Origin of the sequence: Uruburuella testudinis (assembly GCF_022870865.1) — a bacterium.
GTDB lineage: Bacteria > Pseudomonadota > Gammaproteobacteria > Burkholderiales > Neisseriaceae > Neisseria > Neisseria testudinis.
The window spans coordinates 225,518-250,139 of record NZ_CP091508.1; the positions used below are offsets into that span (position 1 = coordinate 225,518).

A 24,622-nucleotide genomic window follows, 5' to 3' on the forward strand; every position below is an offset into this window, starting at 1 on the left:
TCTCATAAACGACACATCAGAACCCCAGGCCGTCTGAAAGGCAAATGCTTTCAGACGGCCTTTTGTCAATCTGACAACGCATGGGTATTTATTCAGGCGGCTGAGTCTGCCGAAGCCCGTGCCGTCATTGCAGCGAGCGTTCTGCCCATAAAAACACACACGCAGACCAAGCGGTGTTCGCGGGCTGAAGCCACGCCAACCCGGCCATCTAAACCAGGCCGTCTGAAACAGGGTAAGCCTTTCAGACGGCCTTGCCGTGCAGCGTATTCCTGCAAGCTTCAAGAATGTGATATAAAGCGGACAGCGGCGCACTGTAAAGGCCGTCTGAAACTGATCAAACCAACCGCCGCCGCAGCGTTGCGGCGGTTGCAAAACAACAAGAAAAAGAGGAAAACATGCCGGCTTTCGACACCGATTATCTGATTGTCGGTTCCGGGTTTGGCGGCAGCGTGTCGGCTTTGCGTTTGGCGGAAAAAGGCTACCGGGTCACGGTGGTCGAGCAAGGCCGGCGGTTCACGCCGCAAAACATGCCCGAAACCACTTGGAATCTGCGCCGCTTTCTGTGGCTGCCCGCATTGGCCTGCCGCGGTTTTTTTTCGCTGCGGCTGTTCCGGCATATGCTGGTGTTGCACGGCAATGCTGTCGGCGGCGGCTCGATTACCTATGCCAACACGCTGTTGGTGCCGCCCGATGAAGTGTGGCGTAACGGCACTTGGGCGGGGCTGTGTGACTGGGAAAAGCTGATGCCCGCCCACTACCGCACCGCCGAGCGTATGCTGGGCGTGACCACCAACCCACTATTGGCCGATGCCGATTACCGTTTGCAAAGCCTGGCGGCCGAAGCCGGCGTGGGCGGTAGTTTTTACCGCACCCGTGTGGGCATTTATTTCGGCCATGATGACGAACAGGTGCAAACGCCGGTAAACGGCGATCCTTATTTTCAGGGCAAAGGCCCGACACGTTCGCCCTGCATCGGCTGCGGCGGTTGCATGGTCGGCTGCCGTTACCGCGCCAAAAATTCACTCGATTACAACTATCTTTATCTGGCTGAAAAAGCCGGTGCCGAGCTGTTGCCCGAAAGCCGCGTTACCCGCATCGAGCCTTTGGGCGAAGCGGGCGACGGCAGCGAGGGCTATCGGGTAACGGTGAAGCCTTTCAGACGGCCTGAACAGCACTACACCGCGCAAAATGTGATTGTGTCGGCCGGCAGCCTCGGCACGCAGAAGCTCTTGTTTGCTATGCGCGAACAAGGCCTGCTGCCGCGCATTTCGCCGGCGTTGGGGCGCAATGTGTTTACCAATGCCGAATCGCTGATCGGCATCCGTTTTCCCGGCGGCCATGAAGATTTTTCACGCGGCATTGCCATCGGCTCGGGCATCCATCTGGCCGACGGCACCCACATCGAAGCCACCCGTTTCCCCGCCGGCTCCGATATCGTCAGCCTGTTGGGCACGCTGATGAACCACAGCCGTTCGGGCCGTTTGAATCTGCGCCAATGGTTGGCCGCTTTTCTGAAAGGCTGGTTCACCCGCCCTAAAAGCATGTGGCAGGCGCTGCGGCCGAAAAACATGGCGCGCGAATCGCTGATTTTTTTATGTATGCAAACCGCGCCGCAGCCTTTAAATATGGTTTGGCGCAACACTTGGTGGCGGCCGTGGCGGCGGCAGCTGGCCACCGAGGGCGCCGCCATTCCCGCTTATATTCCCGCCGCCAGCGATTTTGCTTTTCAGGCCGCGCAAACGCATGGAGCCAGCGCGTTTACCTGTGTGGCCGATGTGTTTTTAAACATTCCCGCCACTGCGCATTGCATGGGCGGGGCGGCTTTGGCGGCTTCGCCTGAAGAGGGGGTGTGTGATGTGCAACACCGCGTATTCGGCTATCACAATCTGTATGTGATTGACGGTGCCAATATTTCTGCCAATCTGGGTGTCAACCCCAGCCTCACCATTACCGCATTGGCCGAAGCCGCCATCAGCCGGATTGCCCCCAAGGAGCCGTTATGAATCCGACCGTTTTGCCCGACCACTTCCGCCGGCTGCACGATGCCTCGCGACAACACACCGAAGTGCCGTGGCCGCAGCGGCAGCAACGTTTGCAGCAATTGGCACGCATGGTACGCGAACACCGTTCTGCAATTCAGACGGCCATCAGTGCAGATTTCGGCAACCGCAGCGGCCATGAAACCGATTTGCTGGAAATTTTCCCCACGGTAGCCGGTATCCGCCATGCGCTCAAACACGGCAAAAAGTGGATGCGGCCGCGCAAAGTCGCCACCGACTGGTGGTTTTGGCCGGCCAAAAGCCGTATCGTGCCGCAGCCTTTAGGCGTGGTGGGCATTGTGGCACCGTGGAATTACCCGCTTTTTCTCACCACCGGCCCGCTTATCGGCGCTTTTGCCGCCGGCAATAGGGCGATGGTCAAAACTTCGGAGCATGCACCTGCATTCAGCCGCTGGCTGGCCGACACCGTGCCGCAGTATTTTGATGATGACGAATTGGCGGTGATAGAAGGCGGTGCCGACATCGCCGCTGCGTTTACCGCATTGCCGTTCGACCATCTGCTGTTTACCGGCTCCACCGCGGTAGGGCGCAAGGTGATGCAGGCCGCCACCGCCAATCTGACCCCGGTAACGTTGGAATTAGGCGGCAAATCGCCGACGCTGATTTTGGAAGATGCCGACTTGGATCGTGCTGTTGCACGGGTGATGGGCGGCAAACTGCTCAATGCCGGGCAAACCTGTATTGCCCCTGATTATGTGTTGCTGCCCGAAGCTTTTCAGACGGCCTTTATCGAAAAAGCCCGTGCCTGGGTAAACACACATTATCCTGATACGGCCGACAACCCCGACTACAGCCACATCATCAATTCCCGCCAGCACCGGCGTTTGCAGGATTATCTGCAAACAGCACAAGAAAACGGCGCCACTGTGTGGCCATTAGACAGCGGGCAACAGCGCCCGAACGGCACCTGGCTGGCCCCGCACCTGATTATCGGTGCACCCGACGATACGCCGCTGATGCAGGAAGAAATCTTCGGCCCGCTGCTGCCGCTGGTGCCTTACCGCACGTTGGAAGAGGCCATCGCCTATATCCGCGGGCGGGAGCGGCCGCTGGCACTTTATGTGTTCGGTAAATCGCCTGCGCAGATTGATGCTGTGTTGCAGCGCACGGTATCCGGCGGCGTGAGCGTAAACGAAACCCTGCTGCATGTGGCACAGGAAAACCTGCCGTTCGGCGGCATCGGTGCCTCGGGCATGGGCGCCTACCACGGCCAAACCGGCTTCGATACTTTTTCGCACCTCAAGCCGGTGTTTGTTCAGAGCCGCCTCAACAGCATGGGGTTGCTGGCACCGCCTTACGGCAAGGTGTTTGAATGGATGTTGAAAGTGTTGCTGAGATAGGCTTCGAGCCATGGCCGTTCGGCAAGCAAGCCATTGCCGGTTGCTTGCCGAGCGGGCATGCAACCGCTTTTCAGACGGCCTTTTTCAAGGCGGCAATCCGTGCGCGGGCGCCGGGGTGCGAGGCGTAAAAGCGTTCGTACCATTTATCGGCCACCAGGCTGGCGGCGTTGCTGCGGTAAAGCTTAGTGAGTGCGGTGATCAGATTTTGCGCCGAAGCGGTTTGAGCGGCGAAACGGTCGGCTTCAAATTCATTTTTGCGCGACATCAGGCCGGAGAGCGGCGAAAACGGGAAAGTAAACAGCGGCAACACCAGCAAAAACAGCAGCAAAGCCATGGCGTGGCTGGGATAGGCCACGCCCAAACCCTGATAAAACGCCGCCTGCGGCATCAGCCGGCCGAGGATAAACAACACCAGCAGCGCCAAGATAAAGGTAATTATCATCTGCTTGATGATGTGTTTGTGTTTGAAATGCCCCAATTCGTGCGCCAAGACCGCTTCCACTTCTTCCGGCTGCATGTCTTTGAGCAGGGTGTCGTAAAACACGATGCGTTTGTTGGCGCCCATTCCGGTGAAATAAGCATTGCCGTGGCCGGAGCGCTTGCTGCCGTCCATCACAAAAATACCGTTGCTTTTAAAGCCGGTGCGCGCCAGCAGATTTTCGATTTGGGTTTTCAGACGGCCTTCAGGCAACGGCTCGAAGGTGTTGAACAGCGGCGCAATCCATTTCGGAAACGCCCACAGCATCAGCAGCGAAAAAACCAGCCACAACACCCAAACCCACAGCCACCACAACGCGCCGCTCGCCCCCATCAGATAAATCACCGCATACAGCAGCGGAATGCCGATGAGCGCGCCCAACAGCAAACCTTTGCCGCGGTCGGCGATAAAAGTGGCCGGGGTGCTGCGGTTGAAACCGAAACGGCCCTCGAGCCTGAAGGTGGCATACACGTCAAATGGCAGGCTCAGCAACGTGCTTGCCAGCACAAACAAAGCAATCAGCCATACTCCCTGTGTGATGGGGCCGTCTGAAAACTTGGCGCCTAAAGCGGCCAGGGCATTCAAGCCGCCGCCGAGGGTAAACACCAGCAGCAACAGCGCATCCCACAGAATACGCCAACGCGCCAGCCGCTGCTTGGCCAGCGTGTAATCGGCAGCCTTCTGATGCTCGGCCAGCGTAACCGTGGCGCTGAAATCATGGGGTACGGCGCTGCGGTGGCGCAACACGGCACGGCTTTGGCGCACCGACAGATAAAGCTGTAAAGCGGTGGAAGCGGCGAAGAAAAACAGAAAAATTTTATAAACAGAATCAGCAGTCATCACAACAAATCAAAGGGAAATCACAGAAGCGGCCATTGTAGCGTAATCCCCACAAACCCGCCCGAATTTGCGCCCGCCGCTGGTATTTGCCCGCACAAGCGGCTACAATAGCTTTCAGCAACTTTTCATTGTTTTTCCTAACAAATAGGAAGTGATGAACTTCTGCCCTTGTTAAAGCAAGGGCTTTTTTTTTTGGCCGTCTGAAACCCATTCACAAAAGTCACCTAACAGCGTTGGCTCGCCTGAGCTCAAAGAGGACACCCTAAGGCGCTGAAGCGCCAAGCCAACCAGCCCCGTAGGTGTGTATTGTATTCGGCTTGCCGCCTGGTTCGCTTACTTTTGTGAATGGATATGAAACCTACTTGATGCTCGAAATCCTCTATCACGATGCCGACTGCACCGCCGTCAACAAGCCGGCGGGCATGCTGGTGCACCGCAGCTGGCTCGACCGGCGCGAAACACTTTTTGTGATGCAGACGCTGCGCGATCAGCTCGGACAGCATGTCTACCCCGTGCACCGGCTCGACCGCCCGACTTCCGGGGTGTTGCTGTTTGCCTTAAGCAGCGAAGCGGCGCATGCGCTCTCGCAGCAGTTTGCGCAAAAAAGCGTGGAAAAAAATTATTGGGCGGTGGTGCGCGGCCATTTGCACGGCGCCGGCTGTATAGATTACGCCTTGAAAGAAGTGCACGATAAAATCGCCGATGCTTTTGCCGATGCCGACAAACCCGCGCAGAGCGCCGTAACCGGGTGGCGCTGCCTGGCGCAAACCGAACAGCCGTTTGCCTCGGCCGCCCGTTATGCCACCTCGCGCTATTCCTGGCTCGAGCTCACGCCGCGCACCGGCCGCAAACACCAATTGCGCCGCCACATGAAGCATATTTTCCACCCGATTGTCGGCGACACCACGTATGGCGACAATGCCCAAAACCGCGCCGTTGCCGCCCATACCGGCAGCACACGGCTGATGCTGCATGCCCGCAGCCTCAGCTTCAACCGCCTTTCAGACGGCCTGCGGATTAATGTGGCGGCCGGCGCGGATGAGGCCTGGCAGGGTGTAGCGCAAGCGTTTGGTTGGGCAGAGGCCGTTTGAAATACCCGCTCACAAACATCATCAACAGCATTGCCCCGCCGCCTTTTGTGAATGGGTAAAGACTGCCCGTTTGCTTTTCGGTATCGCATCGGATTTACCCGGGCGCGATGAACGTGCGGAAGGTCAGATTGATGCGCGGTTCGCTGATGCGGCTGCTTTTCATCAGGGCATGCAGCCAGTATTGCTGGGTGTCGCCGCGCATGACCAGCAGTTGGCCGTGTTGCAACATGATTTCCCGCTTGTCGCCGCGTGTTTTGTGTTTGAACGCGAATTTGCGTGCGGCACCGAAGCTGAGCGAAGCAATCACGGTTTGGCGGCCGAGTGCGGCTTCGTTGTCGCTGTGCCAGGCCATGCCTTCGCGGCCGTTGCGGTAGAGGTTGAGCAGGCAGGAATTAAATGCGGTATCGCCGATTTGCGCTTCTACCAATGCTTTGAGCCGCAACAATAACGGTTGCTGCTGCCAGGGCAAGGCTTCATGCACCACGCCCGAGTAGGCATAACGAAAGCCGGCCTGCCCATACCACGCCACCTGCCGGGCAGTGGTGATGCGCCGGCCCGCCACCACCACTTCATCATGCTGCCATGCAATATCGTGCAACAGGCTGTGCAGGCAGGCATCGGCTTCGGCGGACGGCATTAATAGACCATAATCGTTTACCGTGCCGTCAAACGGCAGCAGGTTTTCGTCAGGCTGTCTGAATAAATCAAATCCGTTCATCATCCGCTCCCAATTGGCGCGCCGGTCATACCCATTCATAAAAGTAAGCTAACCAGGCGGCGCGCCGAAGACAATACACACCTACGGGGCTGGTTGACTTGGCGCTTCAGCACCCTAGCGAAACCAGTCCTCTTCGAGCTCAGGCGGGCCAATGCTGTTAGCCTATTTTGTGAATGGGTATAAGGCCATTTTGCGGCCGCGTTGCCGGCGGTAGCCGCCGATGATGGCGGCCGCAGCGATAGGTGCAAATTGGCGGTTGCCGGCAGGGTTCATCACAGTGGCTCGCCCATCAATCGTAAACAGCCACAGTATAGCGGCAGCAGTGGCGGCGCGGCGACCCGATTCTTGTGTTGTTGCCGGATATTTTTCAGACGGCCTGAGCATCCTGACGTTATCCGCTTGCGGAATCTGTTAAAATCAAGTTCGAGCTTATTTATTGAAATTTTATGAACATTTTTTACGAAGAATCCGGCCAGTTCAAAGTGGCCGCCATCGTTCAGAAAAACGATGCCACCTATCAAGTCGACACCCAGCACGGCAAGCGCACCAAAGTGAAAGCCAACAATGTATTTGTTGAATTTTCACAGCCGATGGCCGAATTTTTGCAGCAGGCGCAAGACGAAGCCGCCGAAATCGACACCGACTTGCTGTGGGAGGTGTGTGGGGAAGCCGAATTTTCGGCCGCCGCCATCGCCGAAGAATATTTCGGCCACGCGCCCGGCCAAATCGAGCTGGCGGCCACGCTGATAGCACTGTATGCCGCGCCGATGTATTTTTATAAAAAAGCCAAAGGCATTTTCAAGGCAGCGCCCGAAGAAACCCTCAAGCAGGCTCTGGCCGCCATCGAGCGCAAAAAACAGCAGGATGCGCAAATCGAAGCGTGGGCGGACGAGCTGCAACAGGGCGGTTTGCCGTCTGAAATCGCCGCCGACCTGAAAACCATTCTGCACGCGCCCGACAAACAAGCACTTACCTACAAAGCCTTTATCAAAGCCGCCGATGCCATGAAGCTCTCGCCGTTGGCCTTGGCGCAGCAAAGCGGCGGCGTGGCTTCGATTCCGCAATACTTGCGCGACGGCTTCGAGATGAAATATTTTCCGCAGGGCATTGCTTTTGCCGATTTGCCCGTGCCCGCCGCCGATGGGATGGATTTGCCGCGCGCCGCTGTGCAAGCGTTTTCGATTGACGATGAAACCACCACCGAAGTAGACGATGCCCTCAGCCTCACCGATTTGGGCAACGGCAGCAAGCGGGTGGGCATTCATATTGCCGCGCCTTCATTGGCGGTGGCGCCCGGCAGCGAGATTGAAAAAACCATTGCCGCACGCCAAAGCACGGTATATTTTCCCGGCGACAAAATCACCATGCTGCCCGACAACTGGATTGCCGCTTTCAGCCTCGATGCCGGTGATTACCGCCCCGCCGTCAGCATCTATTTTGATGTCGACAGCGAATTCAATGTGGGTGCGCCCGAGTGTAAAATCGAAGCCGTGCATATCGTTGAAAACCTGCGCATTCAGGCCATCGAGCCGCATTTCAACGCCGAAAGCGGGCTGGATGCGGCGGGTGAAGCCCTGTTTGCCCACCATCACGATTTGATTTGGCTTTATCAGTTTGCGGTTGCCCGCCAAAAAGCGCGCGGCAAATACGACCCCGAGCGCGCACCGCAATACGATTACAGCATCGAGCTGGCCGACGACGGCACGGTGACCGTTGCCCGCCGCGAGCGCGGTTCGCCGATTGATACGCTGGTGAGCGAAATGATGATTCTGGCCAACAGCAGCTGGGCGCAAATGCTTGATGAAGCCGGCCTGCCCGGGCTGTTTCGTGTGCAGCCCGCCGGCAAAGTGCGCATGAGCACCCAATCCGAACCGCACATCGGCATGGGCGTGCAGCATTACGGCTGGTTTACCTCGCCCCTGCGCCGCGCCGCCGACTACATCAATCAAAAGCAGCTCATCAGCCTGATGGATGCCGAAGCCGCGCCGCTGTATCAGAAAAACGATGCCGATCTGTTTGCCGCGCTGCGTGATTTCGACACCGCCTATTCGGCTTATGCCGATTTTCAGCGCCAGATGGAGGCCTATTGGAGCCTGGTGTATCTGCAACAGCAAAATATTAAAGAGCTGACCGCCACCTTGTTGAAAGAAGACTTGGTGCGCATCGACGGCCTGCCCATGGTCGCCCGCGCCACCGGTATTCCGTTTGACGCATTACCGCGCTCGCAAATGAAAGTGGCCGTGGCCGAAGTGGATGCCGACAAACAGTTTATCGCTTTGAATTATCTGAAAGCAGTGGCGCCGCTTGCGTTTGCGGCATCTTAACGATCGGGCAAGTGGCGTTGGTTGGGCAGTTTGCTTCATTGAATTCAAGTGATTGAAAAGGGAACAGGCCGTCTGAAACTTGATTTGAACCCGCTTAAAAGGAGGCAGGTATGGCTTACGATTTTTGGTATTGGGACGGTATCCCCGGCCGCGGCGAGTTTGTCCGGCTGGCGTTGGAAGCCGGTGCGGTTCCCTATCGCGAATGCGCGCGCAGCAGCGCCAATGCACTGCCCGACGACATGCAGTCGGCGCGCAAACACCCGCCGTTCGCACCGCCCTATCTGATCAGCGGCGAAATGGTGATTGCCCAAACCGCCAATATTTTAATGTTTCTGGGCGAAAAACACGGCCTGGCGCCCGCTTCATACGAAGGCCGCTTGTGGGTGAACCAATTGCAACTGACCATTGCCGATATGGTGGCCGAAGTGCACGACACCCACCATCCGGTTTCCGCTGATGCCTATTATGAAGACCAGCAAGCCGAAGCCGTTGTTAAAGCACACAGTTTCCGCAAAACGCGTCTGCCCAAATATCTGGCTTATTTTGAAAGCCTGCTTGCCATGCCCGACAGCTGGCTGGCCGACGGGCAATGGAGTTATGCCGATCTTTCGCTGTTCCAACTGATCGACGGCCTGCTGTATGCCTTCCCCCGCCGCATGCACACACTGACGCCCGACTACCCCAATATCATGAGCCTGCACCGCCGCGTGGCCGCCCTGCCGCAGCTGCAAGCCTATTTTCAAAGCAGCCGCCGTCTGCCTTATAATGAAAACGGCATTTTCCGCCACTACCCCCAGCTGGACGGCGAATAATACCCATCTATAAAAGTAAACTAACCGGGCGGCGAGCCGAAGCGAATATAAGGAATAGGGAGCCGGTTGACTTGGCGCTTCAGTGCTTTAGCGAAACCGGCCTGCTTCGAGTTCAGGCGCGCCAGCCGTTCGGTTGTTTTTGTAAATGATATAAACCACCGCCACACTGCCCAAGCACACACCATGACCACATCCGACCGCTGGCAAATCCACCGCCACCTTGCAACCGACAGCAACGAGCGCCTCACCATTGTGCGCCACATACCGCAGCACATCAGCCTGATCGGTGCCGATGCCGATATCAGCCGCAGCCTGCTGGCCGCGCGTTACCCCAAGGCTGCTTTTACCGAATACGACCCGCGCGCCGACTTTCTCGATGCGGCCGCGGCGGTGCGCCAAAGCGGCTTTTGGCAGAAGCTTACCGGTAAAAATGTACCGCAGCACCGGCAAGCGCTCATCGAGCCCCTGCCTGAAGCCGCCGCCGATATGCTGTGGGCCAACCTGAGCCTGATTACCGCTGCCGACCTGCCCGCAGTGTTCGACAACTGGGCCCGCCATCTCAAAACTGACAGTTTGCTGTTTTTCACCCATTTCGGCATCGACAGCCTGCAAGAAATATCAGGCCGTCTGAACGCATGCGGCATCAGCTGTGCCATGCCCACTTTAATCGACATGCACGACCTCGGCGATATGCTGTTCCACCACGGCTTTTACGACCCGGTGATGGACACCGCCAAGCTCACGCTCAGCTACCGCCGCGCCGACACCTTTTGGCAGGATATGGACACATTGGGCATTTGGCAGGCATTGCAGTTTGACAACGAAACCGCCGCCCGCGCCGCCGTTGATGCTATGTGGCAAAGCGGCGAACCTGTCGACATCACGCTGGAAACGGTTTACGGCCATGCGGTGAAAAAGCTGCTGCTGCCCGAAGGCGAAAGCGCGGTGCAGTTTTTTCCCAAGCGAAAATAAGCTGATACCGGGGTATGGTGACTATGCAGAATGATGCCGATTTTGGTGATGAAACATAGGTGCAAGGCAAAAATTCAGCACACTCAGGCATGGATACAAAGGCATTTCAAATACCGCAGATTCGTTTTCAGGGGCAAAATATCTCTGTAAATTGAATGGGCAGAACACCCAAGGCCGTCTGAACACTTTTTCAGACGGCCTTGATGTTTCTTAAAAGGCAGGCACGTTATAATTGCGCTTTAAAATCAACATGCCGTCTGAAAGCCTGTTTATGAACACCCGCCACACCCGCCGCGCCGCGCTGTTTACCGCTGCCGCGCTGCTGCTCAGCGCCTGCGGCGCCACCCGAGCCCCCGCCCCGCCGCCTGCCGCCCCGCCCAAAGCCGTGGTCGGCCTGGCGCTCGGCGGCGGCGCATCTAAAGGGTTTGCCCACATCGGCGTGATAAAAGTTTTGCGCCAAAACAACATCCCCGTCGACATCGTTACCGGCACCAGCGCCGGCGCAGTGGTCGGCAGCCTCTACGCCTCGGGCATGAGCCCCGACCGGCTGGAGCTGGAAGCGGAAATTCTCGAAAAAGCCGATGTGGTAGATTTAACCCTTTCCACCACCGGCTTCATCAAAGGCCAAAAACTGCAAGACTACATCAACCGCAAAGTGGGCAACCGCCCGATTCAAAGCCTGCCGAAAAAATTTGCCGCCGTGGCCACCGACTTTGCCAACGGCCGCATGGTTGCCTTCAACCGCGGCAACACCGGCCAGGCTGTGCGCGCTTCGGTGAGTATTCCCAACGTTTTTCAACCTACCGTTATCGGCGGGCGCAAATACGTTGACGGCGGCCTCTCCGCCCCTGTGCCGGTAACCGCCGCCCGCAATTTGGGCGCCAACGTGGTGATTGCCGTCGACATTTCCGCCCGCCCGGCCAAGCTTTCCGATGCAGGCTTTTTTTCCTATCTCGACCAAAGCCTCAACATCATGAGCGTGTCGGCGCTGAATCAAGAATTGAGCAAGGCCACGGTGGTGATCAAGCCCAAAGTGCAGCAGCTCGGCGCAGTCGGCGGCTTCGACCAAAAACAGCAGGCCATCAAGCTGGGCGAACAGGCCGCACGCGAAGCCCTGCCGCAAATCAAAGCCGCATTGGCACGCTACCGGTTGCAACAGTAAAGCGCCTTGCAAACAATACATCAGAACACCCCAGGCCGTCTGAAACAGACCGACTGCACGCCCCAAAGCAGCAAAAATCCAGTACAATACACGGCTAAAATCGATAGCGAAAAGAACATTATGGAAGCAGAAATCATCAACCAGCTCAACAACACCCTTGCCGATCTCGAGCAGCGCAGCGCCGACATCCGCGGGTATCTCGACTACGACGGCAAAAAAGAGCGCCTCGAAGAAGTAGTCGGCCTGAGCGAAGACCCCGAATTGTGGAGCGACCCCAAAAAAGCCCAAGAAATCGGCAAAGAGCGTAAAGTGCTCGAAGGCATCGTGCTCACGCTCGACAACATCGCCGGCGGCATCGAAGACAACCGCATGTTGATTGAAATGGCCGTCGAAGAAGGCGACGAAGCCGGCTTTGCCGCCGTGCAGGCCGATATCGGCGCCTTGGAAGCGCAAATGGCCGATTTGGAATTCAAACGCATGTTCGACCAGCCCGCCGACGTCAACAACTGCTTTATCGACATTACCGCCGGCGCCGGCGGCACCGAAGCCGAAGACTGGGCGGGCATGCTCTACCGCATGTATCTGCGCTATGCCGAACGCAAAGGCTTCAAAGTGGAAGTGCTCGAAGAAGACGAAGGCGAAATTGCCGGCGTTAACCGCGCCACCATCAAGCTCGACGGCGAATACGCCTACGGCCTGCTGCGCACCGAAACCGGCATCCACCGCCTGGTGCGCTATTCGCCGTTTGATTCCAACAACAAACGCCATACCTCGTTTGCCTCGGTATTCGTTTACCCCGAGGTGGACGACAGCTTTGAAGTGGAAATCAACCCCGCCGACCTGCGTGTCGACACCTACCGCGCCAGCGGCGCCGGCGGCCAGCACATCAACAAAACCGATTCGGCCGTGCGCATCACCCACAACCCCACCGGCATCGTGGTGCAATGCCAAAACGACCGCTCGCAACACCGCAACCGCGAAGAAGCCATGAATATGCTCAAAGCCAAACTGTTTGAGCTGGAAATGCGCAAACGCAACGAAGAAAAACAATCGCTGGAAGACAGCAAGGCCGATGTCGGCTGGGGGCACCAAATCCGCTCGTATGTGCTTGATTCTTCACGAATCAAAGACTTGCGCACCGGCTACGAAATGGGCAACACCAAAGCCGTGCTCGACGGTGATCTCGACGGCTTTATCGAAGCCAGCCTGAAACAGGGCGTGTAAACCATCAAGGCCGTCTGAAAAAAATACAGGCCGTTTGAAACTTTTCAAGTTTCAGACGGCCTTTTTATTATCTTTTAAATATGACATTCGAGGCAAAAATGGCAGATTTAGGTACAGCAGGCGAATGGGTAAACGCCGTGATTGCGGCTGCGGCTTTATTTTTCGCTTGGGCGGCCGGCAGACAGGCCAAACAGCTCTATCAAGACGGTAGAGAAAAAGAACAAAAGCTGGAACAACTGCGGCGGCGCAGCGAACCGGCCAAACTATCAGTATGGTTTGCCGCCGACAAACAGAATACGGCCGCTTGGGGCTTGGTGTTGAACAACGTGGGCGAACGCCCTTTCTACAATTTACACATTCGCGGCCGATACCGCACCCAAGTATCCGATACCGAATTTACCTACCAATATGCCGTTGTTGTTCCGCCCGGCAAATTTTTCGTGCCGTATCAAACCATCCCAAACTCACCTTATCCCTTCCAACACCCCAGAGAATACGATGAAGCCGCACTCACACCGCTGCTCACCACCAAAAAGCACATCATCGGTAAAATAAGCTTTACCGACAGCGATAATTTTCAGTGGGAAAGCGACGGCTTGGGCAATTTGCAGGAAGCAACCAACCCCGCAATACCATCCTGAATACCCATACATCAGGCCGTCTGAACCATTTTGCAAGCTTCAGACGGCCTGCCTTATCTTGTGCGTTTTTTCAAAAAAACACGGCGCCCTATACCGGCTGCTTGCTGTATAATCGGCAGCGATAAACAGCCCCACAGGAAACCGAACATGATCAATTCAATTGCCGCCCTGTCGCCGCTCGACGGTCGTTATGCCAAATCCGTTGAAGCCCTGCGCCCGATTTTTTCCGAATACGGCCTGATGAGGGCGCGTGTGAAAGTGGAATTAAGCTGGCTCAAAGCCTTGGCCGCCGAACCGAAAATCATTGAAGTGCCTGCGTTCAGCGATTTCACCATCAAAGAAATCGACGATGTGATTACCGAATTTTCACTCGACGATGCCGCCGCCGTCAAAGCCATCGAAGCCACCACCAACCATGATGTGAAAGCCATCGAATACTGGCTTAAAGAGCGCTTTTCCGGTGTGCCCGAAGTGGCCGCCGCCAGCGAATTCATCCACTTTGCCTGCACCAGCGAAGACATCAACAACCTTTCTCACGCGCTGATGCTGCAAGAAGCGCGCGAAACCGTGCTGCTGCCGCAATTGGCAGAAATCACCGCCAAGCTGCAAAATATGGCGCACGAATTTGCTGCCGTGCCGATGATGAGCCGCACCCACGGCCAGCCCGCCACGCCGACCACGCTGGGCAAAGAAATTGCCAACGTGCTCTACCGCCTGCAACGCCAAATCAAGCAAATTGAAGCACAAGAATTTTTGGGCAAAATCAACGGTGCCGTCGGCAATTATAACGCCCACATGATCGCCTACCCCGATGTGGATTGGGAAGCACATTGCCGTCGCTTTGTCGAAGAAGCGCTGGAGCTGACCTTCAACCCCTATACCATCCAAATCGAGCCGCACGACTACATGGCCGAATATTTCCAAGCCATCGCACGCATCAACACCATTCTGATTGATTTCAACCGCGATGTGTGGGGCTATATTTCGCTCGGTTATTTCAAGCAAAAAGTGAAAGCGGGCGAAGTCGGCTCCTCTACCATGCCGCACAAAGTCAACCCGATTGATTTTGAAAACTCCGAAGGCAACCTCGGCATGGCCAACGCCGTGCTGGCCTTTTTGGCTGAAAAACTGCCGGTTTCCCGCTGGCAGCGCGACCTCACCGACAGCACCGTACTGCGCAACATGGGCGTGGGCATCGGCTACACCATCCTCGGCCTGGTCGCACACCTGCGCGGGCTGAACAAGCTCGAAGCCAACCCCGCCGCGCTGGCCGCTGATTTGGATGCCACTTGGGAGCTATTGGCCGAGCCGATTCAAACCGTGATGCGCCGCTACGGTGTAGAAAACCCGTATGAAAAGCTGAAAGACCTCACCCGCGGCAAAGGCGGCATCACCCCCGAAGTGCTGAAAGTGTTTGTCGAATCGCTCGATATTCCCGCCAACGCCAAAACCCAACTGCTCGCACTCACGCCCGCGCTGTATGTGGGCAAAGCCGAAGCACTGGCCAAACGCATTTAAGTTATATTGGCAAACAAAGGCCGTCTGAACGTTCAGACGGCCTTTTGATAATAGCTATTCACAAAAGTGAGCAAACCGGGCGGCGAGCTGAAAACAGTGCACACGCACAGGCTGGTTGACTTGGTGCTTCGCACCTTAGGGTGTCCTGATGTGTCGATTTACGGGTGTATTTTGCCCCTGAAAACGCATCTGCTGCGTTAAAAAGCCTCGCAAGATGTCCAATCTTGCTGCGTTTTTTGCCTTGCCTTGCATCTGCATTTTCAGGAACAAAAATCCCTCTATAAACGAATGGTCATGACACCCTAGCGAAACCAGTCCTCTTCAAGCCCAGGCGAACCAAAACTTTTCTTTTCCGCCCTACATATAAGCGTTTACAATAACACTTTCATTCCTGAGGCCGTCTGAAACCCAGCCGACAAACACCGACAGTTTATTGCTTGCATGGGCATCAGCACCAACCCGACAACCACCATGAACCACATTACCATTATCGACGGCGGCATGGGCCGCGAACTGCACCGCCGCGGCGCACCTTTCCGGCAACCGGAATGGTCGGCGCTGGCATTAACCGAAGCCCCCGCCGTGGTGCGCGAAACGCATTTGGATTTTATCCGCGCCGGTGCCGAAGTCATCATCACCAACAGCTATGCCGTGGTGCCTTTCCACATCGGCGCACGCTTTGCTGCCGAAGGCGAAGCTCTTGCGGCGACAGCAGGCCGGCTGGCGCACGAAGCCGTGGCAGAAAGCGGCCAAGCCGTGCGGGTGGCCGCCTCGATTCCGCCGCTGTTCGGCTCTTACCGCCCCGATTTGTTTGATGCTGCCCGCGCCGCCGAAATCGCCTTGCCGCTGATTCACAGCCAAGCGCCGTATGCCGATATCTGGCTGGCGGAAACCCAAAGCAGCATCGCCGAGCCGGCCACCGTCAAAAAACTGCTGCCGCACGACGGCAAGCCTTATTGGACGGCGTTTACGCTGGAAGACCAAATGCCGCACCGCGAGCCGCTGCTGCGCTCCGGCGAACGGGTGGCCGATGCCGTGGCCGCCATGCTGGATTTGGGCGTGGATGCGGTGTTGTTCAACTGTAGCCAGCCCGAAGTGATGGAAGCCGCCGTTACCACCGCGCGCAAAGTATTAGATGATAGCCGCAGCCGCGCACATCTGGGCGTGTATGCCAACGCCTTCGAACCGCATGCCGGCGAAGCGCTGGCCGCCAACGACGGCCTCGATACCATCCGCCGAGATACCACCCCGCCGCACTATCTGGCTTGGGCGCAGCGCTGGTGCAATGCAGGCGCCGATATGGTCGGCGGCTGCTGCGGCATCGGGCCGGAGCATATTGATGTTTTGGCCAAAGGGTTGAATCCGTAATAGCCATTCACACAGACCACCTAACGGCGTTGGTTTGTGTGAGCTCGAAGAGGAATGGTCAGGACACCCTAGAGTGTCCTGACCCTTTGATTGGTAAGATTGGCGATAAAAACAAAACGTCGGTTAAAACGCGTAACGGCAAAAAAAAAGCAACCGAGTTCCCTCTCCCGTGGGAGAGGGTTAGGGAGAGGGCGCAAAGCGGTGGGGCTTGAATAAAGGTCAGGCCGTGGTGCTAGAGTGTCCTAACCATTTATTGGTAAGATTGGCGATAAAAACAAACGTCGGTTAAAACGCGTAACGGCAAAAACAACAGCAACCGAGTTCCCTCTCCCGTGGGAGAGGGTTAGGGAGAGGGCGCAAGCGGTGGGGCTTGAATAAAGGTTAGGCCGTCTGAAATCCAAAAATGATTTTTTGATGAGTACCGGCTATCTGAGCGATGAGCACAGCAAAGATTACCCGGTGTATGCCGAGATGCTAGGGTGTCCTGACAATTCGATTTACGGGTGTATTTTGTCCCTGAAAACGCATCTGCTGCGTTAAAAAGCCTCGCAGGATGTCCAATCTTGCTGCGTTTTTTGCCCGGCATCTGCATTTTCAGGAACAAAAATCCCCTCATAAACGAATTGTCAGGACACCCTAGAGTGTCCTAACCATTTATTGGTAAGATTGGCGATAAAAACAAAACGTCGGTTAAAACGCGTAACGGCAAAACAACAGCAACCGAGTTCCCTCTCCCGTGGGAGAGGGTTAGGGAGAGGGCGCAAGCGGTGGGGCTTGAATAAAGGTCAGGCCGTCTGAAATCCAAAAATGATTTTTTGATGAGTACCGGCTATCTGATACCCATTCACAAAAGTAAGCTAACAAGGCGGCGAGCAGGAGACAGTACAGTGAGTATGAGGCTGGTACTGGGTGCTTAGCGCCTTAGCGAAACCAGCCCTCTTCGAGCTCAGGCGAGCCAACGCTGTCAGCTTGTTTTTTTGAATGGGTATTACGCCTGATGCGGCAACACCGACACCAGAAGTCTTGAACCCACTCCGAATGTGTATCGATCAACAACGGTTAAAAAAACTGCCCAGCTGCTCTGCAAACTGCGCGGCGTGGGTGAGGAAGGGGGCGTGTGCGGCTTTATCGATGATGCAGAGCTCGCTGTGCGGCAGGTGCCGGTGCAGGTATTCGCCCATGCGCGGCGGGGTGATGCTGTCTTTGCCGCCGAAAACCAGCAGCACAGGCGCGTTGATGTGAGGCAGAAAGCTGCGTGCATCGGCGGCGGCCACGGCATCGAGTGCGGCTTGCAGAGCCGAGGGCGCACCGTGTTTCACAATGTCGGGCAGGATTTTTTCTAAAATCGGCTGCTGCTCTTTGGCATAGAGAAATTGCAGTTGCAGAAACTGTTTCATGTATTTATGGTAATCTTGGCCGAACAAAGCCACCATTTTGGCCAGCGCGGGGTTGCTCAGGCCTTCGGGGTAATCCGGGGCGGCCTGAAATTTGGCAAAGCTGGCGGTGAGGCAGAGCGCACGCACTTTTTCGGGATGGCGGGCGGCCAGATAGAGCGCCACTTGGCCGCCCAGCGACCAGCCGAGAATACAGGCCGGTTCGTGAATTCGGGCGGCAAGGGCATCGGCGGTGGCGGCGACATCAAAGCGGCCGTCAAATGCGGCGGCACCATGGCCGGGCAAATCGGGGGTGCAGATTTGCCAATGGGCGGGCAGGCGCGGCACCAAATCGTCGAAAATATGGTGGTTGGCCGCCCAACCGTGGATTAGGTAAACGTTTTTGGCAGGATTTTGCATGGGGATGCTTTCTTGGTGGCAACAATTCGCCGGCGCTAAACGGTGTGTATTATGCCACGGTTTGGCCGGGGCAGGCGGCATGTGCAGCCGTTGTGCAGCCGATTTGCGGGGGCTGTATACCGATGCGGCCCACCTCTGCCCCTTGTGCGCACAGACCAGCACCGGCGCGGCAGTCTGCGGGCGCTGCCAGCAGAAACCGCCGCCGTTTGAGCGCTTATGGGCTTCGGTGTATTATGAGCCGCCCGTGAGCAGCATGATTCATGCGTTGAAGCACACAGCTGATTTGAGTATGGTGCCGCCGTTGGCGCAAGTGATGATGACACATGCGCCGCCCTGGCTGGAGGGCACGGAGATTGATGCGGTTTTGGCGATGCCGTTGAGCAAGGCGCGGCGGCTGTATCGGGGTTTTAACCAGGGAGACGAGCTGGTGCGGCGGCTGGCGCGGCATTACGGTTGGGCGGTGTTGCCGCGCGATACGGTGTTCAGACGGCATCATGCGCCGCAAAGCACGCTCACGGGCGAGCAGCGCCGGAAAAATGTAAAAAATGCTTTTTCCGTATCGGAAGCGGTGCGGGTTAAAAACCGTAAGTTGTTGTTAATCGATGATGTTGTGACCACCGGCGCAACATTGGCGGAATTGGCGCGAACGCTAAAAAGGGCGGGCGCTGCCGATGTGTTTTGTTGGGCGCTGGCGCGTTCGCAAATGAAAAAATTTTGACGCACCCGCCCGCTTCGGGCATAGTGCCGTTTGATTAAGTGACTGATTTATATGTTTACTGTGGTTTTGTATCAGCCGGAAATTCCGCCGAACACGGGCAATATCATCCGACTCTGCGCCAATACCGGCGCCGATTTGCATTTGGTGAAGCCGCTCGGTTTCCCGCTCGATTCGAGTAAAATGAAACGGGCGGGGTTGGATTACCATGAGTTTGCCAAACTCACGGTGCACGAAAATTTCAACGATTGTATGGCTGCGCTGGCGGGCAGGCGCATCTTTGCGCTGACCACCAAAGGCCGCACCCGCCCCGACAAGGCGGCGTTTTTGCCGGACGATGTGTTTTTGTTCGGCCCGGAAACACGCGGGCTGCCGGCTGAAATTCTCGACACGCTGCCCGAGACGCACAAATTGCGCCTGCCGATGAAAGCCGGCAGCAGAAGTATGAATCTGTCGAACACTGTGGCTGTGATGCTGTTTGAAGCATGGCGGCAACATGATTTTTCAGACGGCCTGTAAACGGGCTGTCTGTTGTGTTTCGAACAAGAATAACAACATCCGAAACCAATGCGTTATTAATTCAAGAATCGGAACCTGTTTTGAGTAAAGCCAAAAATACTTTCTTTATCGGTGCATTCACCGCCATTGCCTTGGGCTCTGCCCTGATGGGCACCGCCTCTGCCGAATCGGGCAGCGGCCTCACGTCTGCCGTCGGCCACAGCCGGCAGAAAGCCGATATTGCGATGCTGCCCGATGCCGCTGTGAAAGCGGAAAAGCTGCACCGTTCGGCCAATATGAGCTATAAAGTGGCAGGCAAGCGTTATTATCCGATCAGAAAGGTGGCCGAATTCAGCCAAACCGGCAAAGCCTCGTGGTATGGCAGCCAGTTTCACGGGCGTAAGACATCAAGCGGCGAGCGTTATGATATGAATATGATGACTGCCGCCCACAAAACCCTGCCGATCCCCAGCTACGCCCGGGTGACCAATCTGTCTAACGGCAAAAGTGTGGTGGTGCGCATCAACGACCGCGGCCCTTTCCACAGCAGCCGTGTGCTGGATGTGTCTAAAGCGGCGGCACAAAAGTTGGGCTTTATCCGCCAGGGCACCGCTAATGTGCGGGTTGAGCAGATTGTGCCGGGTGCCGGCGGTTTGGCTGCTGCGCCCAAAAGCGGCAACAATATTTATGTGAACCTGCAAAGCTTTGCCAGCGAAGCCGAGGCTAAAAGCTATCTGGCACGCACCAGCGGCCATCTGAAAGCGGCGGCCGGCAGCCAAAAAGTGATTATGGTCAAACAAAACAACCAATATGTTGTGCGCATGGGGCCGTTTGCCCGGCAAGAGCATGCCGAAAATATGAAGCGCCAAGTGCAAACCGCGATTTAAACACGCGTGTTTTTTCAGACGGCCTGTGTGATACGCAGGCCGTCTGAATGTTTTATAGCTATTTATCAAGGCCATCTAAATGTGTTCCGCTTCGGCCCGCCGCCCGGCATGATATTAAGTTTGACAGCTGGAGCGGCAGGCTGCGTTATAATAGCGTTTTCCAAAGAGACGGATACCAACCATGATCAGCAAACTCACCGGCAGGCTGGTGGAAAAACAGCCGCCGCAAATCGTGATCGATGTGGCCGGTGTCGGCTATGAAGTTGATGTGTCGATGCAAACTTTTTATAATCTGCCGCCGCTGAATGAAAGCGTGCAGCTCTACACTCAATTGGTGGTGCGCGAAGATGCGCATCTGCTGTTCGGTTTCGGCAGCCAAAGCGAGCGTGCGACTTTCCGTCAGTTGGTCAAAGTAAGCGGCATCGGTGCCAAAACGGCGTTGGGCATTTTGAGTGTGATGAATGCCGACGAGCTGGCACAGGCGGTGGCGCAGGAAGACATCAAACGTTTGTCGTCGGTGCCCGGCATCGGTAAAAAAACTGCCGAACGCATGGTGTTGGAATTGCGCGGCAAACTGGTGGCGGAGCAAAGCAGCGGTTTGTTTGCGCCGGCGCCGGTGGTGGATGAAACCGACGATATCGTCAGCACACTGCTGGCTTTGGGTTATAACGAGCGTGAAGCGCGGGCGGCGGTTAAAGGGCTGCCGGCCGGCACCGATGTCAGCGAAGGGGTGCGGCTGGCATTGAAAAACCTGCTCAAATAGTGTCGCGGCAGATTCGGTTGAGCCGTTGCGTTTCAGACGGCCTGATACAGCTTTATCAGGCCGTCTGAAACGCGGCAAAGTTAAGTAACATCCATTCACAAAAATAACCTAACAGCGTTGGCTCGGCTGAGCTCGAAGAGGACTGCTTTCGCTAGGGTGCTGAAGCGCCAAGTCAACCAGCCCCATAGGCGTGTACTGTCTTCGGCTCGCCGCCTGGTTAGCTTACTTTTGTGAATGGGTATAACAAGCATCCTATTTCAGACGGCCTCTGCCGTTTTGCAAACGAAAGCCTGTATGTTTAAAAAGATTTTTGATTGGTTTGAATCACGCATTGATCCTTATCCAGATGATGTGCCGCAAACCCCCGCCGGCAAAAATGTGGTGTCGTTTATCTGGTCCAACCTCAACGGCCTTTACGGCTGGCTGCTGGGACTGACCATTTTGTCGACCGGTTTGGGCATTTTATCGGCGGTGCTGTTTCAATTTATGGGCAAGCTGGTGGATTGGTTGGGCATGTATACGCCGTCTGAATTGTGGGCGGAAAAAGGCGGCATGCTCACATTGATGGCGGCAGTGATGCTGTTGAGCATCTTTTGGGCGTTTGCAGCCTCTAATGTGCGCCTGCAAACGCTGCAAGGCGTGTTTCCGATGCGCCTGCGCTGGAATTTCCACCGGTTGATGCTCAATCAGAGCCTGGGTTTTTACCAAGACGAATTTGCCGGCCGGGTGTCGGCCAAAGTGATGCAGACGGCCTTGGCGGTGCGCGATACCGTGATGACTTGCGCCGATATGCTGGTGTATGTGTTGGTGTATCTGATTACTTCCGGTGTGATTCTGGCCGCGCTTGACGGCTGGCTGCTGCTGCCGTTTGCCTTGTGGATAGTGCTGTTTGTGGCGATGATGTGGGCGATGATTCCGCGTTTGGCCAAAACCGCACAGCGCCAGGCCGATGCACGCAGTTTGATGACCGGCCGCATCACCGATGCGTATTCCAACATTACCACCGTCAAGCTGTTTTCGCACGGCTCGCGCGAAGCCGCCTATGCCAAAGCCTCGATGCACGAATTTATGCAGACCGTGCATGCGCAAATGCGTTTGGCCACCGGGCTGGATTCTATCAGCTATATTTTGAATGTGTCGCTCACCGTCGGCACTGCTGCGCTGGGCTTGTGGTTGTGGCAGCAGGGCGCGGTCGGCGTGGGTGCGGTGGCCACCGCAACGGCCATGGCGTTGCGGCTCAACAGCATGTCGCAATGGATTATGTGGGAATCGGCGCGTTTGTTTGAAAACCTCGGCACGGTGCAAGACGGCATGAATACCTTGTCCAAGCCGCATACGATTGTCGATCTGCCTGCCGCCAAGCCGCTGCTGGTCAATCATGGCGAAATCCGTTTTGATCACGTTGATTTTTCATATGAGCCGGGCAAGCCGCTGCTTAACGGTTTTAACCTCACCATTAAAGCCGGCGAAAAAGTCGGCCTGATCGGGCGCTCGGGTGCCGGCAAATCCACCATCGTCAACCTGTTGCTGCGCTTTTATGAAACCAACAGCGGCAGTATCTGCATCGACGGCCAAAACATACGTGGCGTTACCCAAGAAAGCCTGCGCAGCCAAATCGGCCTGGTTACGCAAGACACTTCGCTGCTGCACCGTTCCGTGCGCGACAATATTCTCTATGGCCGCCCCGATGCGGGAGATGAAGATATGTATCGCGCGGCAGAGCAGGCGGAAGCGGCTGATTTTATTCCGCACTTGAGCGATGCCAAAGGCCGCCGCGGCTATGATGCCCATGTGGGCGAACGCGGTGTGAAACTCTCCGGCGGCCAGCGGCAGCGTATCGCCATTGCCCGCGTGATGCTGAAAGATGCCCCGATTCTGCTGTTGGACGAAGCCACCAGCGCACTTGATTCGGAAGTGGAAGCGGCCATTCAGGAAAGCCTAGATAAGCTGATGGAAAACAAAACCGTGATTGCCATTGCCCACCGCCTGTCGACCATCGCCGCCATGGACCGGCTGATTGTGTTGGATAAGGGTCGGATTGTGGAGCAGGGAAGCCATAGCGAATTGCTGGCGAAAAACGGCCTTTATGCCAAATTATGGGCGCATCAGAGCGGCGGTTTTTTAAACGGGCATTCCGACTGAGGCTGTGCACAATATAAAGGCCGTCTGAAAACCGAGTGTTTCAGACGGCCTTTATATTGCGCCACGCGGTTATCCGCCGATAAAACGGTAGCGAGATGGCGGCAGTAACGGTTTTTAGGCCAGAAAAGACTACTTTTGATTACATTGCCATTAAATGCCGAAAAACGCGAAATTTGCAGCAGAAATACCAAAAGATTAAGAATGGTTAATTATTTTTAATTAGATTAAAAACTATCGAAAAAATAAAAGCGATTAATAAACCATAAAGTACAAGGTGTGGCGGATAATAAAATCAAACTAATGATAATCGTTATCACAAAATGATTGAAATTATTGGGCTTTTCAGCAAATTTTTGGTGCTTTAACTTTTAAACAACCTTGAAATTAGCTACAATAACAAAGCATTTCAGCGGCATTTTTGCGTTAACACTTTAGGTACAAACCATGTTGGCTAATTATTTTCCCGTATTGGTCTTTATCCTCATCGGCCTGATTGCCGGTGTGGCGTTTATCGCGCTGGGTACGATACTCGGCCCGAAAAGGCATACCGCCGCCAAAGACACCCCGTTCGAATGCGGTTTTGAGGCATTTGAAAACGCGCGCATGAAATTCGACGTGCGTTATTATTTGGTGGCGATTTTGTTTATTTTGTTTGATTTGGAAGTGGCGTTTATGTTTCCGTGGGCCGTGGTGTTCAAGGATTTGGGCGCATTCGGCTTCTGGTCGATGTTTGTGTTTATCGTCATCCTGACGGTAGGCTTTGTTTATGAATGGAAGAAAGGCGCTTTGGAATGGGAATAGAAGGCGTTTTGAATAAAGGGTTCGTGACCGCCAGCGCGGATACGGTTTTGAACTATGTACGTACCGGCTCATTGTGGCCGGTTACGTTCGGTTTGGCCTGTTGCGCGGTAGAAATGATGCATGCCGGTATGGCACGCTACGACCTTGACCGCTTCGGCATTATTTTCCGCCCGTCGCCGCGTCAGTCAGATCTGATGATTGTGGCCGGCACCCTGTGCAATAAAATGGCGCCGGCTTTGCGCCGAGTATATGATCAAATGGCGGAGCCGCGTTGGGTGTTGTCGATGGGTTCGTGCGCCAACGGCGGTGGCTATTATCACTATTCTTATTCGGTAGTGCGCGGTTGCGACCGCATTGTGCCGGTGGATGTGTATGTGCCCGGCTGCCCGCCGACCGCCGAAGCGCTGCTTTACGGCCTGATCCAGCTTCAGGGCAAAATCAAGCGTACTTATACCATTGCCCGCAACTAGGAGCG

General features: G+C 55.8%; 21 protein-coding genes. 18 read left to right on the top strand and 3 right to left on the bottom strand.

Going from position 1 to position 24,622, the window contains the following annotated elements:
- The first annotated feature begins 395 nt into the window (after positions 1–395).
- Positions 396–2,003, top strand: coding sequence for a GMC oxidoreductase (locus LVJ83_RS01000; protein WP_244785441.1), 1,608 nt, complete (start codon positions 396–398; stop codon positions 2,001–2,003).
- Positions 2,000–3,400, top strand: a complete 1,401-nt coding sequence (locus LVJ83_RS01005) for a coniferyl aldehyde dehydrogenase (RefSeq protein ID WP_244785443.1) — start codon at positions 2,000–2,002, stop codon at positions 3,398–3,400. Before LVJ83_RS01000 ends, LVJ83_RS01005 begins: the two co-directional genes overlap by 4 nt.
- A gap of 70 nt (positions 3,401–3,470) precedes the next feature.
- On the opposite strand, the gene LVJ83_RS01010 is transcribed toward LVJ83_RS01005, so the two are convergent.
- Entirely contained in the window at positions 3,471–4,718 is a 1,248-nt protein-coding gene (locus tag LVJ83_RS01010) for a M48 family metallopeptidase (RefSeq protein WP_244785445.1), read from the bottom strand.
- Between the two features lie 365 nt (positions 4,719–5,083).
- Here LVJ83_RS01010 and truC point away from each other — a divergent pair, with 365 nt between their 5' ends.
- Positions 5,084–5,809: a tRNA pseudouridine(65) synthase TruC gene (gene truC, locus LVJ83_RS01015; RefSeq protein ID WP_244787576.1), complete on the top strand. Its 726-nt coding sequence runs from the start codon at positions 5,084–5,086 to the stop codon at positions 5,807–5,809.
- Positions 5,810–5,903: 94 nt separating this feature from the next.
- Here the strand turns inward: truC and LVJ83_RS01020 are convergent, their stop codons facing one another.
- Positions 5,904–6,566: an alpha-ketoglutarate-dependent dioxygenase AlkB family protein gene (locus tag LVJ83_RS01020; protein ID WP_425316011.1), complete on the bottom strand. Its 663-nt coding sequence runs from the start codon at positions 6,564–6,566 to the stop codon at positions 5,904–5,906.
- Between the two features lie 407 nt (positions 6,567–6,973).
- On the opposite strand from LVJ83_RS01020, the gene LVJ83_RS01025 reads away from it, so the two are divergent.
- From LVJ83_RS01025 to LVJ83_RS01060, 8 genes are all read left to right on the top strand, one after another.
- A complete protein-coding gene (locus tag LVJ83_RS01025; protein WP_244785447.1) occupies positions 6,974–8,851 on the top strand; it encodes a ribonuclease catalytic domain-containing protein in 1,878 nt (625 codons plus the stop codon).
- Positions 8,852–8,961: 110 nt separating this feature from the next.
- Positions 8,962–9,663: a glutathione S-transferase gene (locus LVJ83_RS01030; protein WP_244785448.1), complete on the top strand. Its 702-nt coding sequence runs from the start codon at positions 8,962–8,964 to the stop codon at positions 9,661–9,663.
- A gap of 183 nt (positions 9,664–9,846) precedes the next feature.
- Entirely contained in the window at positions 9,847–10,635 is a 789-nt protein-coding gene (locus LVJ83_RS01035; RefSeq protein WP_244785450.1) for a class I SAM-dependent methyltransferase, read from the top strand.
- Positions 10,636–10,906: 271 nt separating this feature from the next.
- Positions 10,907–11,797, top strand: coding sequence for a patatin-like phospholipase family protein (locus tag LVJ83_RS01040; protein WP_244787580.1), 891 nt, complete (start codon positions 10,907–10,909; stop codon positions 11,795–11,797).
- 120 nt (positions 11,798–11,917) lie between these two features.
- Positions 11,918–13,021 carry a peptide chain release factor 2 gene (gene prfB, locus LVJ83_RS01045; protein WP_244785453.1) on the top strand — a complete coding sequence of 368 codons (1,104 nt, stop codon included), beginning with the start codon at positions 11,918–11,920 and terminating at the stop codon, positions 13,019–13,021.
- A gap of 98 nt (positions 13,022–13,119) precedes the next feature.
- Entirely contained in the window at positions 13,120–13,662 is a 543-nt protein-coding gene (locus tag LVJ83_RS01050) for a hypothetical protein (RefSeq protein WP_244785455.1), read from the top strand.
- A gap of 147 nt (positions 13,663–13,809) precedes the next feature.
- Positions 13,810–15,180, top strand: coding sequence for an adenylosuccinate lyase (gene purB / locus LVJ83_RS01055; protein WP_244785457.1), 1,371 nt, complete (start codon positions 13,810–13,812; stop codon positions 15,178–15,180).
- Positions 15,181–15,621: 441 nt separating this feature from the next.
- A complete protein-coding gene (locus LVJ83_RS01060) occupies positions 15,622–16,548 on the top strand; it encodes a homocysteine S-methyltransferase family protein (protein ID WP_244785460.1) in 927 nt (308 codons plus the stop codon).
- Between the two features lie 1,049 nt (positions 16,549–17,597).
- On the opposite strand, the gene bioH is transcribed toward LVJ83_RS01060, so the two are convergent.
- Positions 17,598–18,341 (bottom strand): pimeloyl-ACP methyl ester esterase BioH, encoded by a 744-nt coding sequence (gene bioH / locus LVJ83_RS01065; protein ID WP_244785462.1) that lies wholly within the window; start codon positions 18,339–18,341, stop codon positions 17,598–17,600.
- Between bioH and LVJ83_RS01070 the strand changes: the two genes are divergently transcribed.
- From LVJ83_RS01070 to LVJ83_RS01100, 7 genes are all read left to right on the top strand, one after another.
- Positions 18,340–19,059 (top strand): ComF family protein, encoded by a 720-nt coding sequence (locus LVJ83_RS01070; protein WP_244785465.1) that lies wholly within the window; start codon positions 18,340–18,342, stop codon positions 19,057–19,059. The two genes, bioH and LVJ83_RS01070, sit on opposite strands and share 2 nt — an antisense overlap.
- 51 nt (positions 19,060–19,110) lie before the next feature.
- The gene (locus tag LVJ83_RS01075) at positions 19,111–19,575 is read left to right on the top strand and encodes a tRNA (cytidine(34)-2'-O)-methyltransferase (protein WP_244785467.1); all 465 of its coding nucleotides are present in this window, start codon (positions 19,111–19,113) and stop codon (positions 19,573–19,575) included.
- A gap of 146 nt (positions 19,576–19,721) precedes the next feature.
- Positions 19,722–20,441 carry a septal ring lytic transglycosylase RlpA family protein gene (locus LVJ83_RS01080; RefSeq protein WP_425316025.1) on the top strand — a complete coding sequence of 240 codons (720 nt, stop codon included), beginning with the start codon at positions 19,722–19,724 and terminating at the stop codon, positions 20,439–20,441.
- 181 nt (positions 20,442–20,622) lie between these two features.
- Positions 20,623–21,204, top strand: coding sequence for a Holliday junction branch migration protein RuvA (ruvA, locus tag LVJ83_RS01085; RefSeq protein ID WP_244785471.1), 582 nt, complete (start codon positions 20,623–20,625; stop codon positions 21,202–21,204).
- Positions 21,205–21,498: 294 nt separating this feature from the next.
- Complete coding sequence (locus LVJ83_RS01090) at positions 21,499–23,346, top strand: ABC transporter ATP-binding protein (protein ID WP_244785473.1); 1,848 nt, start codon at positions 21,499–21,501, stop codon at positions 23,344–23,346.
- Positions 23,347–23,790: 444 nt separating this feature from the next.
- Positions 23,791–24,147: an NADH-quinone oxidoreductase subunit A gene (locus LVJ83_RS01095; protein WP_244785476.1), complete on the top strand. Its 357-nt coding sequence runs from the start codon at positions 23,791–23,793 to the stop codon at positions 24,145–24,147.
- The gene (locus LVJ83_RS01100) at positions 24,138–24,617 is read left to right on the top strand and encodes a NuoB/complex I 20 kDa subunit family protein (protein WP_244785478.1); all 480 of its coding nucleotides are present in this window, start codon (positions 24,138–24,140) and stop codon (positions 24,615–24,617) included. Before LVJ83_RS01095 ends, LVJ83_RS01100 begins: the two co-directional genes overlap by 10 nt.
- The last annotated feature ends 5 nt before the right edge of the window (positions 24,618–24,622 follow it).

Bases quoted from the DNA above. Each gene is read 5' to 3' on its own strand.
- LVJ83_RS01000 (WP_244785441.1), top strand. From the start codon at position 396: ATGCCGGCTTTCGACACCGATTATCTGATTGTCGGTTCCGGGTTTGGC.
- LVJ83_RS01005 (WP_244785443.1), top strand. From the start codon at position 2,000: ATGAATCCGACCGTTTTGCCCGACCACTTCCGCCGGCTGCACGATGCC.
- LVJ83_RS01010 (WP_244785445.1), bottom strand. From the start codon at position 4,718: ATGACTGCTGATTCTGTTTATAAAATTTTTCTGTTTTTCTTCGCCGCT.
- truC (WP_244787576.1), top strand. From the start codon at position 5,084: ATGCTCGAAATCCTCTATCACGATGCCGACTGCACCGCCGTCAACAAG.
- LVJ83_RS01020 (WP_425316011.1), bottom strand. From the start codon at position 6,566: ATGAATGGGTATGACCGGCGCGCCAATTGGGAGCGGATGATGAACGGA.
- LVJ83_RS01025 (WP_244785447.1), top strand. From the start codon at position 6,974: ATGAACATTTTTTACGAAGAATCCGGCCAGTTCAAAGTGGCCGCCATC.
- LVJ83_RS01030 (WP_244785448.1), top strand. From the start codon at position 8,962: ATGGCTTACGATTTTTGGTATTGGGACGGTATCCCCGGCCGCGGCGAG.
- LVJ83_RS01035 (WP_244785450.1), top strand. From the start codon at position 9,847: ATGACCACATCCGACCGCTGGCAAATCCACCGCCACCTTGCAACCGAC.
- LVJ83_RS01040 (WP_244787580.1), top strand. From the start codon at position 10,907: ATGAACACCCGCCACACCCGCCGCGCCGCGCTGTTTACCGCTGCCGCG.
- prfB (WP_244785453.1), top strand. From the start codon at position 11,918: ATGGAAGCAGAAATCATCAACCAGCTCAACAACACCCTTGCCGATCTC.
- LVJ83_RS01050 (WP_244785455.1), top strand. From the start codon at position 13,120: ATGGCAGATTTAGGTACAGCAGGCGAATGGGTAAACGCCGTGATTGCG.
- purB (WP_244785457.1), top strand. From the start codon at position 13,810: ATGATCAATTCAATTGCCGCCCTGTCGCCGCTCGACGGTCGTTATGCC.
- LVJ83_RS01060 (WP_244785460.1), top strand. From the start codon at position 15,622: ATGGGCATCAGCACCAACCCGACAACCACCATGAACCACATTACCATT.
- LVJ83_RS01070 (WP_244785465.1), top strand. From the start codon at position 18,340: ATGGGGATGCTTTCTTGGTGGCAACAATTCGCCGGCGCTAAACGGTGT.
- bioH (WP_244785462.1), bottom strand. From the start codon at position 18,341: ATGCAAAATCCTGCCAAAAACGTTTACCTAATCCACGGTTGGGCGGCC.
- LVJ83_RS01075 (WP_244785467.1), top strand. From the start codon at position 19,111: ATGTTTACTGTGGTTTTGTATCAGCCGGAAATTCCGCCGAACACGGGC.
- LVJ83_RS01080 (WP_425316025.1), top strand. From the start codon at position 19,722: ATGGGCACCGCCTCTGCCGAATCGGGCAGCGGCCTCACGTCTGCCGTC.
- ruvA (WP_244785471.1), top strand. From the start codon at position 20,623: ATGATCAGCAAACTCACCGGCAGGCTGGTGGAAAAACAGCCGCCGCAA.
- LVJ83_RS01090 (WP_244785473.1), top strand. From the start codon at position 21,499: ATGTTTAAAAAGATTTTTGATTGGTTTGAATCACGCATTGATCCTTAT.
- LVJ83_RS01095 (WP_244785476.1), top strand. From the start codon at position 23,791: ATGTTGGCTAATTATTTTCCCGTATTGGTCTTTATCCTCATCGGCCTG.
- LVJ83_RS01100 (WP_244785478.1), top strand. From the start codon at position 24,138: ATGGGAATAGAAGGCGTTTTGAATAAAGGGTTCGTGACCGCCAGCGCG.